The sequence below is a fragment of the Pseudomonas sp. RA_35y_Pfl2_P32 genome (assembly GCF_963970735.1).
Lineage (GTDB): Bacteria > Pseudomonadota > Gammaproteobacteria > Pseudomonadales > Pseudomonadaceae > Aquipseudomonas.
Genome location: NZ_CAXAQF010000013.1, coordinates 57,764 through 72,992, shown reverse-complemented (window position 1 = coordinate 72,992; position 15,229 = coordinate 57,764). Strand labels below are relative to the sequence as shown.

The 15,229-nt window shown below is 61.4% G+C and carries 15 protein-coding genes and 2 pseudogenes; 13 read left to right on the top strand and 4 right to left on the bottom strand.

Annotated elements, in window-relative coordinates:
• The first annotated feature begins 21 nt into the window (after window positions 1-21).
• Window positions 22-1,140, top strand: a complete 1,119-nt coding sequence (gene proB / locus AACY45_RS14750) for a glutamate 5-kinase (RefSeq protein ID WP_339546142.1) — start codon at window positions 22-24, stop codon at window positions 1,138-1,140.
• A 15-nt stretch (window positions 1,141-1,155) separates the two neighbouring features.
• Window positions 1,156-1,617, top strand: a complete 462-nt coding sequence (locus AACY45_RS14745) for a CreA family protein (RefSeq protein ID WP_339546141.1) — start codon at window positions 1,156-1,158, stop codon at window positions 1,615-1,617.
• Between the two features lie 194 nt (window positions 1,618-1,811).
• Here the strand turns inward: AACY45_RS14745 and rpsT are convergent, their stop codons facing one another.
• Entirely contained in the window at window positions 1,812-2,090 is a 279-nt protein-coding gene (gene rpsT, locus AACY45_RS14740; protein ID WP_003185593.1) for a 30S ribosomal protein S20, read from the bottom strand.
• 252 nt (window positions 2,091-2,342) lie between these two features.
• On the opposite strand from rpsT, the gene murJ reads away from it, so the two are divergent.
• The 6 genes from murJ to ispH all read left to right on the top strand — a co-directional run bounded on the left by murJ (window position 2,343) and on the right by ispH (window position 9,845).
• Window positions 2,343-3,881 (top strand): murein biosynthesis integral membrane protein MurJ, encoded by a 1,539-nt coding sequence (murJ, locus tag AACY45_RS14735; RefSeq protein WP_339546140.1) that lies wholly within the window; start codon window positions 2,343-2,345, stop codon window positions 3,879-3,881.
• A gap of 129 nt (window positions 3,882-4,010) precedes the next feature.
• On the top strand, window positions 4,011-4,949 hold the full coding sequence (ribF, locus tag AACY45_RS14730) for a bifunctional riboflavin kinase/FAD synthetase (protein ID WP_339546139.1): 939 nt from the start codon (window positions 4,011-4,013) through the stop codon (window positions 4,947-4,949).
• Window positions 4,950-4,962: 13 nt separating this feature from the next.
• Window positions 4,963-7,794, top strand: coding sequence for an isoleucine--tRNA ligase (gene ileS, locus AACY45_RS14725; RefSeq protein ID WP_339546138.1), 2,832 nt, complete (start codon window positions 4,963-4,965; stop codon window positions 7,792-7,794).
• Window positions 7,787-8,299, top strand: a complete 513-nt coding sequence (lspA, locus tag AACY45_RS14720) for a signal peptidase II (protein WP_095166502.1) — start codon at window positions 7,787-7,789, stop codon at window positions 8,297-8,299. The genes ileS and lspA overlap by 8 nt, the downstream gene beginning before the upstream one ends.
• 7 nt (window positions 8,300-8,306) lie before the next feature.
• Window positions 8,307-8,744, top strand: a complete 438-nt coding sequence (gene fkpB / locus AACY45_RS14715) for an FKBP-type peptidyl-prolyl cis-trans isomerase (protein WP_178117410.1) — start codon at window positions 8,307-8,309, stop codon at window positions 8,742-8,744.
• 153 nt (window positions 8,745-8,897) lie between these two features.
• The gene (gene ispH, locus AACY45_RS14710; RefSeq protein ID WP_095166506.1) at window positions 8,898-9,845 is read left to right on the top strand and encodes a 4-hydroxy-3-methylbut-2-enyl diphosphate reductase; all 948 of its coding nucleotides are present in this window, start codon (window positions 8,898-8,900) and stop codon (window positions 9,843-9,845) included.
• Here the strand turns inward: ispH and AACY45_RS14705 are convergent.
• Window positions 9,834-10,361: a GspH/FimT family pseudopilin gene (locus AACY45_RS14705; protein WP_339546137.1), complete on the bottom strand. Its 528-nt coding sequence runs from the start codon at window positions 10,359-10,361 to the stop codon at window positions 9,834-9,836. The genes ispH and AACY45_RS14705 overlap by 12 nt on opposite strands.
• A 216-nt stretch (window positions 10,362-10,577) precedes the next feature.
• Between AACY45_RS14705 and pilV the strand changes: the two genes are divergently transcribed.
• The 5 genes and pseudogenes from pilV (at window position 10,578) to thiO (ending at window position 13,915) form a co-directional block, all read left to right on the top strand.
• Window positions 10,578-11,021, top strand: a complete 444-nt coding sequence (pilV, locus tag AACY45_RS14700; protein WP_339546239.1) for a type IV pilus modification protein PilV — start codon at window positions 10,578-10,580, stop codon at window positions 11,019-11,021.
• Window positions 11,018-11,722: a PilW family protein gene (locus tag AACY45_RS14695; protein WP_339546136.1), complete on the top strand. Its 705-nt coding sequence runs from the start codon at window positions 11,018-11,020 to the stop codon at window positions 11,720-11,722. Before pilV ends, AACY45_RS14695 begins: the two co-directional genes overlap by 4 nt.
• A gap of 12 nt (window positions 11,723-11,734) precedes the next feature.
• Window positions 11,735-12,202 (top strand): annotated as a pseudogene (locus AACY45_RS14690) (pilus assembly PilX family protein); the annotation flags it as partial.
• 153 nt (window positions 12,203-12,355) lie between these two features.
• Window positions 12,356-12,757 (top strand): type IV pilin protein, encoded by a 402-nt coding sequence (locus tag AACY45_RS14685; RefSeq protein WP_339546135.1) that lies wholly within the window; start codon window positions 12,356-12,358, stop codon window positions 12,755-12,757.
• A 57-nt stretch (window positions 12,758-12,814) separates the two neighbouring features.
• A complete protein-coding gene (gene thiO / locus AACY45_RS14680; RefSeq protein ID WP_339546134.1) occupies window positions 12,815-13,915 on the top strand; it encodes a glycine oxidase ThiO in 1,101 nt (366 codons plus the stop codon).
• Window positions 13,916-13,924: 9 nt separating this feature from the next.
• On the opposite strand, the pseudogene AACY45_RS14675 reads toward thiO, so the two are convergent.
• Window positions 13,925-14,866 (bottom strand): annotated as a pseudogene (locus tag AACY45_RS14675) (sigma-54 interaction domain-containing protein); the annotation flags it as partial.
• A gap of 103 nt (window positions 14,867-14,969) precedes the next feature.
• Window positions 14,970-15,206 (bottom strand): PP0621 family protein, encoded by a 237-nt coding sequence (locus AACY45_RS14670; RefSeq protein WP_339546133.1) that lies wholly within the window; start codon window positions 15,204-15,206, stop codon window positions 14,970-14,972.
• Window positions 15,207-15,229 lie beyond the last annotated feature (23 nt).

The window sequence follows — 15,229 nt, the reverse complement described above, 5'->3', positions numbered from 1 at the left end:
CTCAAGCTAAGGTTGAAGATCATGCGGAGCAAGGTGACAGGTGCGCAGCGTTGGGTCGTGAAGATCGGCAGCGCTTTGCTGACGGCTGACGGCAAGGGTCTGGATCGCGCGGCAATGGGCGTCTGGGTTGAGCAGATGGTGGCGCTGCACGAGGCGGGTGTCGAGTTGGTGCTGGTGTCCTCGGGGGCGGTAGCGGCGGGCATGAGTCGCCTGGGCTGGGCTGCACGACCCAGTGCAATGCATGAGTTGCAGGCGGCGGCGGCCATTGGCCAGATGGGCTTGGTGCAGGCTTGGGAGTCGAGCTTTGCCGAGCATGGCCGGCACACTGCGCAGATCCTGCTGACCCATGATGACTTGTCCGATCGCAAGCGTTACCTCAATGCCCGTAGCACCCTGCGTGCGCTGGTCGAGCTCAAGGTCATCCCGGTGATTAACGAGAACGATACGGTGGTCACCGACGAAATCCGTTTCGGCGACAACGACACCCTGGCGGCGCTGGTGGCCAACCTGGTCGAGGCTGACCTGTTGGTGATTCTCACGGACCGGGATGGCATGTTCGACGCCGATCCGCGGAACAACCCCGATGCCCAGCTGATTTACGAGGCGCGTGCCGATGATCCGGTGCTGGATGCGGTGGCGGGTGGTACGGGTGGTGCGCTGGGGCGTGGCGGCATGCAGACCAAGCTGCGGGCTGCGCGGCTGGCGGCGCGTTCCGGTGCGCACACGATCATCGTGGGTGGGCGCCTGGAGCGGGTGCTGGATCGCCTGAAGGCGGGCGAGCGTATCGGCACCTTGCTGTCGCCTGAGCGCGGCTTGCTGGCGGCGCGTAAGCAGTGGCTGGCTGGGCATTTGCAGACACGCGGCACGCTGGTGCTGGATGCGGGCGCGGTCTCGGCCTTGGCCCAGGGCAACAAGAGCTTGCTGCCGGTCGGCGTCAAGCGGGTCCAGGGCAGCTTCCGGCGTGGCGAAATGGTGGTGTGCGTGGCGCCGGATGGTCGTGAGATTGCCCGTGGCCTGGCCAACTACAGTGCCCTGGAGGCGCAAAAAATCATCGGTCAATCGTCCGAGGCGATTGTCGGTTTGCTGGGTTATATGGCGGAGCCGGAACTGGTTCACCGCGATAACCTGATTCTGGTTTGAGTAAGGGAAAAGCGCATGCGCATGGCAAAAAGCTTGTTGGGGTTGTTGCTGGCGATGCCGCTGCTGGCTTCGGCCGAAGAGGTCGGTCAGGTATCGACCGTGTTCAAGTTTGTCGGGCCCAACGACCGCATTGTGGTCGAGGCCTTTGATGATCCCAAAGTCGATGGCGTGACTTGCTACCTGTCGCGCGCCAAGACGGGTGGGGTGAAGGGGGGGCTGGGGTTGGCCGAGGATCGTGCGGAGGCGTCCATCGCCTGTCGTCAGGTCGGGCCGATCAGCTTCAGGGGTGAGCTCAAGGATGGTGATGAGGTGTTCAAGGAGCGCACGTCCCTAGTGTTCAAGACCATGCAGGTGGTGCGATTCCTCGACAAGAAGCGCAATACCCTGGTGTACCTGGTCTATAGCGACCGGCTGATCGAGGGTAGTCCGCAGAACGCGGTGACGGCGATTCCGATTTTGCCGTGGGCCCAGCATTGATTTGATGCGAGTCCTGTGGGGGTGGGTGCCCGCTTGCGGCTTGCTTGCGATGGCGGTCTTACTGTCGGCCTGTTGGTTGAATGTCGGTCCGTTATCGCGAGCAAACTCGTGCCTACAGTTTTTTGTGTTGGCTTGATCAAATCGCAGGCAATAAAAAACCGACCCTGGGGTCGGTTTTTTAATGAGCGTGTCGCTTAGGCAGCAGCGGCAACGTTCAGAGCCTTTACGTGGCCATTCAGGCGGCTCTTATGGCGAGCAGCTTTGTTCTTGTGGATGATGCCTTTATCGGCCATACGGTCGATAACTGGCACGGCCAGAACGTAAGCAGCTTGCGCTTTTTCAGCGTCTTTTGCGTCGATGGCTTTAACTACATTCTTGATGTAGGTACGAACCATGGAACGCAGGCTGGCGTTGTGGCTGCGACGCTTCTCAGCCTGTTTTGCACGTTTTTTGGCGGAAGGTGTGTTGGCCACCGTCGAGCTCCTCGAAAGACTTTTTGGGAAATAGCAAACAAAATAGGCCGCGAATCATGCCGATGAGTTGAAGTCTTGTCAAGGGCGGTTGAGACGTTCCGCTAAGTGGTAGGTATAAAGCGCCGGGATATTTCATTCCGGCGTACGACCTGTAAACTCGCGAGCTTTGGCTCTGTGCTGTTGCGGCGCGGAGTATCGCATAAGTAGGCGCATTGTTCGCCTGCTGTTTATCGACAGGCAAAAAACTCTTCCATGAACCTGCTTAAATCCTTGGCCGCCGTCAGCTCTATCACGATGATCTCCCGGGTTCTGGGGTTCGTGCGTGACACCCTTGTCGCCCGTATATTTGGCGCTGGCATGGCCACGGACGCCTTCTTCATCGCCTTCAAACTGCCCAACCTGTTGCGGCGGATCTTTGCCGAAGGCGCGTTTTCCCAAGCGTTCGTGCCGATCCTGGCGGAATACAAAAGTCAGCAGGGCGAGGAGGCGACCCGCACCTTCGTGGCTTATGTGTCGGGTTTGCTGACGCTGGTGCTGGCACTGGTGACGATCCTCGGGATGATCTTTGCGCCCTGGGTGATCTGGGCCACGGCCCCGGGGTTTACCGACACCCCGGAAAAGTTCGAACTGACGGCAAGCCTGCTGCGGGTCACGTTCCCTTATATATTGCTGATCTCCCTGTCTTCGCTGGCCGGGGCGATTCTCAATACCTATAACCGGTTCTCGGTGCCGGCGTTCGTGCCGACATTGCTCAACGTCAGCATGATCCTCTTTGCGCTGTTCCTCACCCCGTACTTCGATCCGCCGGTGATGGCGCTGGGGTGGGCGGTGCTGGCCGGCGGCCTGGCGCAGTTGCTCTATCAACTGCCGCACCTGAAAAAGATCGGCATGCTGGTTCTGCCGCGGCTGAGCCTGCGTGATAGCGGGGTCTGGCGTGTGATGAAGCAAATGCTGCCGGCCATCCTCGGGGTCTCGGTCAGTCAGATTTCGCTGATCATCAACACCATTTTTGCTTCCTTCCTGGTGGCCGGCTCCGTGTCCTGGATGTACTACGCTGACCGGCTGATGGAGTTACCATCAGGGGTGCTGGGCGTAGCGTTGGGCACCATTCTCTTGCCGACCCTGGCCAAGACCTACGCCAGCCAGGATCGCCACGAATACTCGCGCATCCTCGACTGGGGCCTGCGCCTGTGCTTCGTGCTGGTGCTGCCTTGTGCGCTGGCCCTGGGGATCCTCGCCGAGCCGTTGACGGTTTCGCTGTTCCAGTACGGTCAGTTCAGTGCCTTTGATGCGTCAATGACCCAGCAAGCGCTGGTGGCGTATTCGGTCGGGCTGCTGGGCATTATCGTGATCAAGGTGCTGGCGCCCGGCTTTTATGCGCAACAAAACATCCGCACGCCGGTAAAAATCGCGATTTTCACCCTGATCGTCACCCAGCTGTTCAACCTGGCCCTTGTCGGTCCGCTGAAGCATGCGGGCCTGGCGCTGGCCATCAGTGGTGGGGCGTGCCTGAATGCCGGTCTGTTGTTCTATCAACTGCGCAAGCAGAAGATGTATCAACCGCAGCCGGGCTGGGGCAAGTTTGCCCTCAAGCTGTTGCTGGCGGTGGCGGTGATGTCCGCGGTGCTACTGGGGATAATGCATTTCATGCCGGCCTGGAGCGACGGTCATATGCTTGAGCGTTTCCTGCGCCTGGGCATACTGGTCGGTGCTGGGGTGGTGACGTATTTCGGCATGCTGGCGCTGTTGGGCTTCCGTCTGCGGGACTTCAATCGCAAGGCGTTGAGCTGACGGCAGCGCTGGAATAGTCGCGAGCCGGGCGTCGGTTTTGTCGGTTCGATCACTTTGGGTTACGGTGTTGCCTGTCGTCGGCCGCCGGGTGTGGTTATAATCGACCACTTTATGAGCAAGAAGCGCGTTATGCAGCTGGTTCGAGGCCTCCACAATCTGCGCCCCCAGCATCGGGGCTGCGTCGCCACTATTGGCAACTTTGACGGTGTTCACCGTGGTCACCAGGCTATCCTGGGCCGGCTGCGTGAACGTGCGCTTGAGTTGGGCGTACCCAGCTGTGTGGTGATTTTCGAGCCGCAGCCCCGCGAATTTTTTGCGCCCGACACCGCGCCAGCACGTCTTGCACGCCTGCGCGACAAGCTGCAACTGCTGGCCGAGGCGGGGGTTGACCGGGTGTTGTGCCTGGCGTTCAACCAGCGCCTGAGCAAGCTCAGCGCTGCCGAGTTCGTCGACACCATCCTGGTCGATGGCCTGGGTGTCCAGCATCTGGAGGTCGGTGACGACTTCCGCTTTGGTTGTGACCGGGTAGGGGATTTCGATTTCCTGCAGCAGGCGGGTATCGTCCAGGGGTTTACCGTGGAAGCGGCGCAGACGGTCGAGCTGGACGGTCTGCGGGTCAGCAGCACCCAGGTGCGAAACGCCCTGGCCGCGGCTGATTTCGAGTTGGCTGAGCGCTTGCTCGGACGACCGTTCCGGATTGCCGGGCGGGTCCTGCACGGGCAGAAGCTGGCGCGCCAGTTGGGGACACCAACGGCCAACGTGCAACTCAAGCGTCGTCGTGTGCCGCTGACCGGGGTGTACCTGGTGAGTGTCGACCTCGACGGCAAGACCTGGCCGGGAGTCGCCAATATCGGCGTCCGGCCAACGGTCGCAGGTGACGGCAAAGCCCACCTTGAAGTCCATATTCTCGATTTTGCCGGCGATCTGTATGACCGGCGTTTGACGGTGGTTTTCCACCACAAGCTGCGTGATGAGCAGCGTTTCGCCTCTCTGGAGGCGCTTAAGACGGCGATCAATGCGGATGTCGCCGCCGCCCGTGCCTATGCCGCACCTAGCGCCAATCGCTAATGAAGAGCCTTAAATGACCGACTATAAAGCCACGCTAAACCTTCCGGACACCGCCTTCCCAATGAAGGCCGGCCTGCCTCAGCGCGAACCGCAGATTCTGCAGCGCTGGGACAGCATTGGCCTGTACCAGAAGTTGCGTGAGATTGGTAAGGATCGTCCGAAGTTCGTACTGCACGACGGTCCTCCGTACGCCAACGGCACCATTCATATCGGTCACGCGCTCAACAAGATTCTCAAGGACATGATCATCCGTTCGAAGACCCTGTCGGGCTTCGACGCGCCTTATGTTCCGGGCTGGGACTGCCACGGCCTGCCGATCGAGCATAAAGTCGAAGTGACCCACGGCAAGAACCTGGGCGCGGACAAGACCCGCGAACTGTGCCGTGCCTACGCCACCGAGCAGATCGAAGGGCAGAAGTCCGAGTTTATCCGCCTGGGTGTGCTGGGCGACTTCGCCAACCCGTACAAGACCATGGATTTCAAGAACGAGGCCGGCGAAATCCGCGCCCTGGCTGAAATCGTCAAGGGTGGTTTCGTGTTCAAGGGCCTCAAGCCCGTGAACTGGTGCTTTGACTGCGGTTCGGCTCTGGCTGAAGCGGAAGTCGAGTACGAGAACAAGAAGTCCTCGACCATCGACGTCGCCTTCCCGATTGCCGATGAAGCCAAACTGGCTAGCGCTTTCGGCCTGGCGTCGCTGGGCAAGCCGGCTTCGATCGTGATCTGGACCACCACCCCGTGGACCATCCCGGCCAACCAGGCACTCAACGTTCACCCGGAATTCAACTACGCCCTGGTCGACGTCGGCGACCAACTGCTGGTGCTGGCTGAAGAGCTGGTGGAGTCGTGCCTGGCCCGCTACAGCCTGGAAGGTACGGTCATCGCGACCACCACCGGTAAAGCGCTGGAGCTGATCAACTTCCGTCACCCGTTCTACGATCGCCTGTCGCCGGTATACCTGGCGGACTACGTCGAGCTGGGCGCTGGCACCGGCGTGGTGCACTCCGCCCCGGCCTACGGCGTGGACGACTTCGTGACCTGCAAGAAGTACGGCATGGTCAACGACGACATCCTCAACCCGGTGCAAAGCAACGGCGTGTACGCGACATCGCTGGAGTTCTTCGGTGGCCAGTTCATCTGGAAAGCCAACCCGGCCATTGTCGACAAGCTGACTGAAGTAGGTGCGCTGCTGCACACCACCATCATCGAACACAGCTACATGCACTGCTGGCGTCACAAGACCCCGCTGATCTACCGCGCTACCGCGCAGTGGTTCATCGGCATGGACAAAGAGCCGGCCACCGGCGACACCCTGCGCCAGCGCGCGATCAAGGCCATCGAAGAGACCAAGTTCGTCCCGGCCTGGGGCCAGGCGCGCCTGCACTCGATGATCGCCAACCGTCCTGACTGGTGCATCTCCCGCCAGCGCAACTGGGGTGTGCCGATCCCGTTCTTCCTGGACAAGGAAAGCGGCGAACTGCACCCGCGTACCGTTGAGCTGATGGAGCTCGTGGCCCAGCGCGTCGAAGTCGAAGGCATCGAAGCCTGGTTCAAGATGGACGCCGCCGAGCTGCTGGGCGATGAAGCGCCACAGTACGACAAGATCAGCGACACTCTTGACGTCTGGTTCGATTCGGGCACTACCCATTGGCACGTCCTGCGTGGTTCGCACCCGATGGGCCACGAGAGCGGCCCGCGTGCCGACTTGTACCTGGAAGGTTCGGACCAGCACCGCGGCTGGTTCCACTCGTCCCTGCTGACCGGTTGCGCCATCGACAACCACGCGCCGTACCGCGAGCTGCTGACCCACGGCTTCACCGTCGATGAGTCCGGCCGCAAGATGTCCAAGTCCCTGGGTAACGTGATTGCGCCGCAAAAGGTCAACGACACCCTGGGCGCCGACATCATGCGCCTGTGGGTGGCTTCCACCGATTACTCGGGCGAAATGGCGGTTTCCGAGCAGATTCTGCAACGCAGTGCGGACGCCTATCGGCGGATCCGCAACACCGCACGCTTCCTGCTTTCCAACCTGAGCGGTTTCAACCCGGCCACTGATATCCTGCCGGCCGACGAAATGCTTGCCCTGGACCGCTGGGCCGTGGACCGCACCTTGCTGCTGCAACGCGAGCTGCAAGAGCACTACGGCGAGTACCGCTTCTGGAACGTCTACTCCAAGATCCACAACTTCTGCGTCCAGGAGCTGGGCGGGTTCTACCTCGACATCATCAAGGACCGCCAGTACACCACGGGTGCCAACAGCAAGGCTCGCCGTTCGGCGCAAACCGCGCTGTACCACATCTCTGAAGCGCTGGTGCGCTGGATCGCGCCGATCCTGGCGTTCACCGCCGACGAGCTGTGGCAGTACCTGCCGGGCGAGCGTAACGAATCGGTGATGCTCAACACCTGGTACGAAGGCCTCAGCGAACTGCCGGAAGGCTTTGAGCTGGACCGCGCCTACTGGGAGCGGATCATGGCGGTCAAGGTGGCGGTCAACAAGGAAATGGAAATCCAGCGCGCTGCCAAGGCGGTGGGTGGCAACCTGCAAGCCGAAGTGACGCTGTTCGCCGAAGAGGCGCTGAGCGCAGACCTGGCCAAGCTCAGCAACGAGCTGCGCTTTGTCCTGATCACCTCGACCGCCAGCATTGCCCCGTTCGTGCAGGCACCGGCCGACGCAGTCGCGACCGAAATCAGCGGCCTGAAACTCAAGGTGGTCAAGTCGGGCTTCGCCAAGTGCGCTCGTTGCTGGCACTGCCGCGAGGACGTCGGGGTGAACCCGGAGCATCCGGAAATCTGCGGTCGTTGTGTCGACAACATCAGCGGCGCAGGCGAGGTTCGTCACTATGCCTGATGCTGCTAGCCGTTTCGGACGGTTGAGCTGGCTGTGGTTGAGCCTGCTGGTCCTGGTCATCGACCAGGCCAGCAAGTTCTACTTCGAAGGTTCGCTGACGATGTACCAGCAGATCGTGGTGATCCCCGATTACTTCAGCTGGACCCTGGCCTACAACACGGGCGCGGCCTTCAGCTTCCTGGCTGATGGCGGTGGCTGGCAGCGCTGGCTGTTCGCCTTGATCGCCATCGTGGTCAGTGGGGTGCTGGTGGTCTGGCTCAAGCGCCTGGGGCGCAACGACACCTGGCTGGCCGTCGCCCTGGCGCTGGTGCTGGGTGGGGCGCTGGGCAATCTGTACGACCGCATTGCCTTGGGCCATGTGATCGACTTCATTCTGGTGCATTGGCAGAACCGCTGGTATTTCCCGGCGTTCAACTTTGCCGATAGCGCCATCAGCGTCGGCGCCGTCATGCTTGCGCTGGATATGTTCAAAAGCAAGAAAACCGGAGAAACCGTTCATGACTGAACAGGTATTGGCTGAGCAACGCATCGGTCAGAACACGGAAGTCACTTTGCATTTCGCATTGCGCCTGGAGAACGGCGACACCGTCGACAGCACCTTCGACAAAGCCCCGGCGACCTTCAAGGTCGGTGACGGCAACCTGCTGCCAGGTTTCGAAGCTGCCCTGTTCGGCTTCAAGGCGGGCGACAAGCGTACACTGAGCATCGAGCCAGAGCGTGCGTTTGGCCAGCCCAACCCGCAGAACGTACAGATCATCCCGCGCTCGCAGTTCCAGGACATGGAACTGTCCCCGGGGCTGCTGGTGATCTTCAACGATGCGGCCAACACCGAGCTGCCGGGTGTGGTCAAGGAGTTCGATGACGCGCAAGTGACCATCGACTTCAATCACCCGCTGGCGGGCAAGACCTTGACCTTTGACGTGGAGATTTTTTCCGTCAAAGCGCTGTAACTGCTTACTGTAGGAGCGAGCGCCCGCTTGCGGCTTGCTCGCGATAACCGTCAACGAATACGCGTTTCTTCTGGATTGACGCGGTGTCCTTCAGTTTTTCGCGAGCAAGCCGCAAGCGCGCTCGCTCCAACAGGGCAAGACACGAGGCACAGCATGCAAATCAAACTCGCCAATCCCCGTGGCTTCTGCGCTGGTGTGGACCGGGCGATCGAAATCGTCAACCGCGCCCTGGAGGTCTTCGGGCCGCCGATCTATGTGCGTCACGAAGTGGTCCATAACAAGTTCGTGGTGGAAGACCTGCGCGCACGCGGGGCGATTTTCGTCGAGGAGCTGGATCAGGTGCCGGATGACGTCATCGTGATTTTCAGCGCCCACGGGGTTTCCCAGGCCGTTCGCAGTGAAGCCGCGGGCCGTGGCCTGAAGGTGTTCGATGCGACCTGCCCGCTGGTGACCAAGGTGCATATCGAAGTGGCGCGCTACAGCCGCGACGGGCGCGAGTGCATCCTGATCGGGCATGCCGGTCACCCGGAAGTCGAAGGCACCATGGGCCAGTACGATGCCAGCAACGGTGGCGCGATCTACCTCGTCGAAGACGAAAAAGATGTCGCCGCCTTGCAGGTGCATAATCCGGACAAGCTCGCCTTCGTCACCCAGACCACCTTGTCGATGGATGATACCAGCCGGGTGATCGACGCCTTGCGCACGCGCTTCCCGGCCATTGGTGGCCCACGCAAGGACGACATCTGCTACGCCACGCAAAACCGTCAGGATGCGGTCAAGCAACTGGCCGACGAATGCGACGTGGTATTGGTGGTGGGCAGTCCCAACAGTTCCAACTCCAACCGACTGCGTGAACTGGCAGAGCGCATGGCTACCCCGGCCTACCTGATCGATGGTGCCGAAGACCTGCAACGCAGTTGGTTCGATGGTGTCGAGCGGATCGGCATCACTGCGGGTGCTTCGGCGCCGGAAGTGCTGGTGCGTGGCGTGATCCAGCAACTGCACGCCTGGGGTGCCACCGGTGCCGATGAGTTGGCCGGTCGCGAGGAGAACATCACCTTCTCCATGCCCAAGGAACTACGGGTTCGTTCACTGCTTTGATCCCGCGCACAAGGCCTGCTCGGCCTTGTCGTGGCGCAGACTGACGCGGCCGCTTCTGGAAAGCACCACTTGATGGTGGCTGACTGGCTGGCGGCTTGCGCAGATGTGCAACGTCCCCACCTGAAAGCCCCCAGCAGGCAACAGCGGCTCGCCCAGGCTGGTGAATCGTACAAAGCGCTTGACCCATTGATTGCCGACGATCAGCAGCGGCGTACCGGTCTGGTGCTGGCGCAACAGCGGATTGCTGCTGTCTTCCTGACCGCGGCCACTGAGGTCCAGGATGATTCGCCAACCCTGGCTCCAGTCATCGTTCACGCCATGCACCACCACCGCCTGATTACGCAGCAGCGCCTCGCTGCGTGCATTGCGCAGGCCGCTGGCAAGGCTGAGGGCGGCGCTTTCCCTGCGCACTGACTGCGCGTATTCACCGAGCGCCGGCACGGCGAGGTGCAGCGCCATGGCGGCGATAGCCAGGCCCACCAGCAATTCGATCAGGCCCAGGCCTTTTTGATCCATGACGGCTCCTTCCCTGGAGGTGCGACGTATCCCTAGGTGTAGCTGTTGGCGGTACACGGCGGCAGGCAATCATTGTGCAAAAGGTTTCGCGCGAGCGGCTGCACTGGCGCATTCGCGAATGTATTGCGCCTTGTTCCGGCGACGGGCAGTGACGCGAAGCCAGCGCTAACCTTCCGGGTGATCAGGATCGGTCACAGGGAGGAATGAACCGTGCGGATGACGGTAGCGGGTGCACAGGACGGCATGACCCTGATTGAAGTATTGGTGGCGTTGCTGATACTGACCGCAGGATTACTGGGGGCGGCGGCAATTCAGCTCAACGCCTTGAAATACACCGACAGCGCGCTGATGAGCAGCCAGGCCAGTTTTATTGCCTATGACATGCTGGACCGGATTCGCGCCAACGTGGCGGCTGACTACAGCCTCCCAGGACCGACATCGGGCCCCGAGGCTTCGGCGCGTGGTCAGGACCTGTCTGACTTCAACAGCCATATCCGCCAATTCGGCGGCCCCAGCGCCCGCGGCAGTATCAGCCACGTCCAAGGGCAGTACAGCATCACCATTACCTGGGATGACGCCCGCGCCGCCGGCGCTGTGGATGCCCGGCGCAGTGTGGTCTTGAGCAGCCGTGTCGCGGTCGATCCGTCGGGGGCGCCATGAACCGCAGGTGCGGGGGGTTCAGTCTGGTCGAGTTGCTGCTGGCATTGTCCATCAGCCTGGCGTTGGTGCTGGGCGTAATGCAGATCTTCATGGCGGCGAACAACACCTACCGTGCGCAGAATGCATCGGCCGGCATGCAGGAGGATGCGCGTTTTGTCTTGAGCAAGTTGCTTCAGGAGATTCGCATGGTCGGTGTGTTCGGTTGCCTGCAAAACATCACCGATGCCAGTGCCGGTGGAGATTTCAGGGCGGGCCGGAACGCGCCGATCAAGTGGGATAACGCCATGAAAAAGCTCAGCCTGGTCACCGCGGACGTTGGCGGCCATGGCGGTCTGCCAACCTGGACGGTGGTGTCGGACTGTCGCACTCGGGCCACGGCCTACAGCCAGCGCCACAGCCCGGCAGCGGGAGAGATTGCCTTACCGATTCGTCGCTTGGATTACCGCCTGCGTGATGGCGAAATCCTGCTGACGGCAGGTGCCAGCACGGCGGCCCTGGTCAGCAACGTCAAGGCCTTTACCGTGAGTTTCGGCTTGGCCGACAGTGCCACCGGCACTGCCGTTTCCCGTTACAGCTCCAACCCCGACGATCCAGCACGGATCCGCAGCGTGCGTTTGAGCCTGACCCTGACAGACCCCGGCCAGCGCGTGCGCGATCAAACCTTCCATGTCGTGGCCAGCTTGCGTAACCGCTTGCCTTAGGAGGCGCTGATGATGTCTCTCAAGGCTGGCACCCAGTCGGGCATGGCACTGTTGCTGAGTCTGGTGTTCCTGGCGCTGCTGACATCGATCGGGGTTGCTGCGATGCAGAATGCCACGCTCCAGGAAAAACTGGCCGCCAGCCTGGCCGCGCGCAATCAGTCATTCCAGGGCGCAGAGGCGGCCTTGCGCATTGGCGAGAGTGCCGTGCAGCGCCGCAGTTACACATTGCCAGAGTGCGCCGTTGGGATTCGTTGCGGACCGCCGGCCGAATCCTCGGTGGTCACCTCGGCCGGGTTCAACGCCACTTCCGGGGTGACCTGGATCGCTGCCGGTGATGGCGTCTACGGGGTGCAGAACCTGGGCCGTATCACCGGGGCGGTGCAGGTCCCGGGGGATACCCCGGCAACGCTCTATCGAATTAGCGCTGTTGGGCTGAGCGGCCACTCACGCAGCGTGGTAGAGAGTATTTATGCCAAGTTCGAGAGCGAAGCTGCAGCGATCGGCGGTAAGATGCTTGGCACCTGCTTGGCTGGGGAGACCCTCCGCGACGGCAGGTCCTGCGCGGATGAAAACAGCGATGGCGGCAGCCGTCGAATCATGTGGCGACAAATACAGTAAGTGAGACTTGAGGCAATGCGTAGATTCAACCAAGGCTTTACCCTGATCGAAATCATGATTGTGATCGCGATCATCGGGATTGTGGTGACCATATCCGCTCCGCTGCTCACCGAGTACGTGAAAAAAACCCACCGTAGCGAGATCGCCGGGCTGCTGTCCGAGCAGGCGCAGTTGCTTGAGCGGTTCCACTCCAAAAACAATGTCTACAGCAATGCCACCGGGCTCAGTGCCGGTAACGAGTACTACAGCATCGTCCCGACCCTGGCGGATCAAAGCTTCCTGCTGACTGCCGTGCGTAAGGCTGACGCCAGCATGGCCGCCGACAAATGTGGCGACTTCACGTTGAGCAACACCGGCGTGGTGGGCATGAACAATGCGGCAGCTGAGCTGACCAGCAAAGATTGCTGGGGGCGCTGAGTCGCTTTTTCGGGGTGTGGGTTGCATCCCCTGTCTTTTTTACTGTTGGATCAGATGATGGCCAAGCAAGAGCAAGTGGTGATTGTCGGCGGCGGGGTGATCGGCCTGCTGACGGCGTTTAATCTGGCGCCCCATGTACGGCAGGTGATCCTGCTGGATCGTTCCGGCGTTGGCCAGGAATCGTCGTGGGCAGGCGGCGGCATCGTTTCGCCACTGTACCCGTGGCGCTACAGTCCGGCAGTCACAGCCTTGGCTCACTGGTCCCAGGACTTTTATCCGCAGTTGGCCGAGCGCTTGTTCGCCGCCACCGGGGTCGACCCTGAGGTTCATACCACGGGGCTGTACTGGCTGGACCTGGAGGACGAGGCCGAGGCGCTGGCCTGGGCCCAGCGGGAAAATCGCCCATTGAGTGCGGTGGATATTTCAGCCACTCACGACCACGTGCCAGTGTTGGGGCCGGGGTTCTCTCGTGCGATCTACATGGCGGATGTCGCCAACGTGCGTAACCCGCGTCTGGTCAAATCCCTCAAGGCGGCATTGCTGGCACTGCCCAACGTGACCCTTCACGAACAGTGCGAGGTCAGCGGCTTCATTCGTCAGGGCGAACGGGTGCTGGGGGTCGAGAGTTCCAGCGGCCCGATCCTGGGGGACCAGGTGGTGCTGACCGCAGGTGCCTGGAGTGGCGATCTGCTCAAGACCCTGGGCCTGGTTTTGCCGGTGGAGCCGGTGAAAGGCCAGATGATTCTCTACAAGTGTGATGCGGATTTTCTCTCGAGCATGGTTCTGGCCAAAGGCCGTTACGCCATCCCACGTCGCGACGGTCACATCCTGATCGGCAGTACCCTGGAGCACGAAGGGTTCGACAAGACGCCAACCGAGACGGCGCTGGAAAGCCTCAAGGCCTCGGCAGTGGAGTTGATTCCGGCGCTTGCAGAGGCCGAAGTGGTCGGGCATTGGGCCGGTCTGCGTCCCGGCTCGCCGGAAGGTATTCCCTACATTGGCGCAGTGCCGGGGGTTGGCGGGTTGTGGCTCAACTGTGGGCATTACCGCAATGGCCTGGTACTCGCTCCCGCTTCCTGCCAGTTGTTCGCCGATGTGTTGCTGGGGCGAGAGCCGGTGATCGATCCGGCCCCCTATGAGCCGACCGGGCGGATCTGAGGCGGCGCTTCACTCCAGGCCGAGCTTTTTCAATCGGTAACGCAGGGAGCGAAACGACAGGCTCAAGCGCTGGGCGGCTGCCGTGCGGTTCCAGCGGGTTTGCTCCAGGGCCTGGAGAATCACCCGGCGCTCGATCTCCTCCAGGTAATGCTGGAGGTTGTCCACCTGCCTCAGGTCGGGAAGAGCGTAATCCTCGGCGCTGTTGCCCTGGGTCAATCGCAGGTCATTGGCTCCTATCTGCCGGTTTTCACACAGCGTATGGGCGCGCTCGAGCATGTTTTCCAACTCGCGGACATTACCCGGCAAGCGATAACCCCTGAGAGCCTCCAGGGCTTGCGGCAACAGGCGTACGACGGGCGTTGCGGTGTCGCTGGCCAGGCGTTTGAGCATCTGGTTGGCCAACAGCTCTATGTCATCGCGGCGCTCGCGCAACGGCGGTACGCGCAACTCGATCACGTTCAGTCGATAGTACAGGTCCTGACGAAAACGTCCGGCGCTGACTTCCGCGTCCAGGTTCTTGTGGGTGGCACAGAGTATTCGCGTATCAATCAGGCTTTCGTGCAGCTGACCGATGCTGCGCACGGCCTTTTCCTGAATGGCCCTGAGCAGTTTGACCTGCATGCTCAGGGGGAGGTCGGCGACTTCATCAAGGAACAGGGTCCCTGCATTGGCTGCCTGGAACAACCCCGGCTTGTCTTCGATGGCGCCGCTGAAACTGCCTTTGCGGTGGCCGAAAAATTCGCTTTCCATCAGATCCGTCGGTATGGCTCCGCAATTGACGGGGACGAAAGGCTGGCTGGCGCGCGGGCCTTGATCGTGAATTAGCCGAGCAACCAGCTCCTTGCCACTGCCGGATTCGCCGCTGATATACACCGCAGCCTGGCTGTGGGCCAGTTTGTCGATCTGCTGGCGCAGGCTACGGATAGGCAGCGAATCACCCAGCAGGCGCCGGAGCCGGCTGGGGGGAGCCGGATTGTGCGGGGAAGTCTTCAACGTCGTGTCCGTCCGTGGGCTAACGTTTGTCGCCTCTACTCCTGTAGCGGCGGGTGAAGCCTTAACGATCCCGTGAGCTTGGGCCTTGCTCAAGGTGGCCCTGGCTGCAATACCACTGTTGCTGCTGGCTCAGGGCGCGGTCGCGGGGCAGGTGTACACCGCAGTGGGCGCAACGGACCATGGGCGGGGCATTTTGCTCGCTGGGTGTCGGGCGGGAGGCGTCGGCGGGGCGCTTGAACTTGCGCCAGAACCATACCGCAGCAGCAATCAGGGCAATCCAGAACAGTAAACGAAGCATGGTCAGCGGCTTTTCGGGAGGAT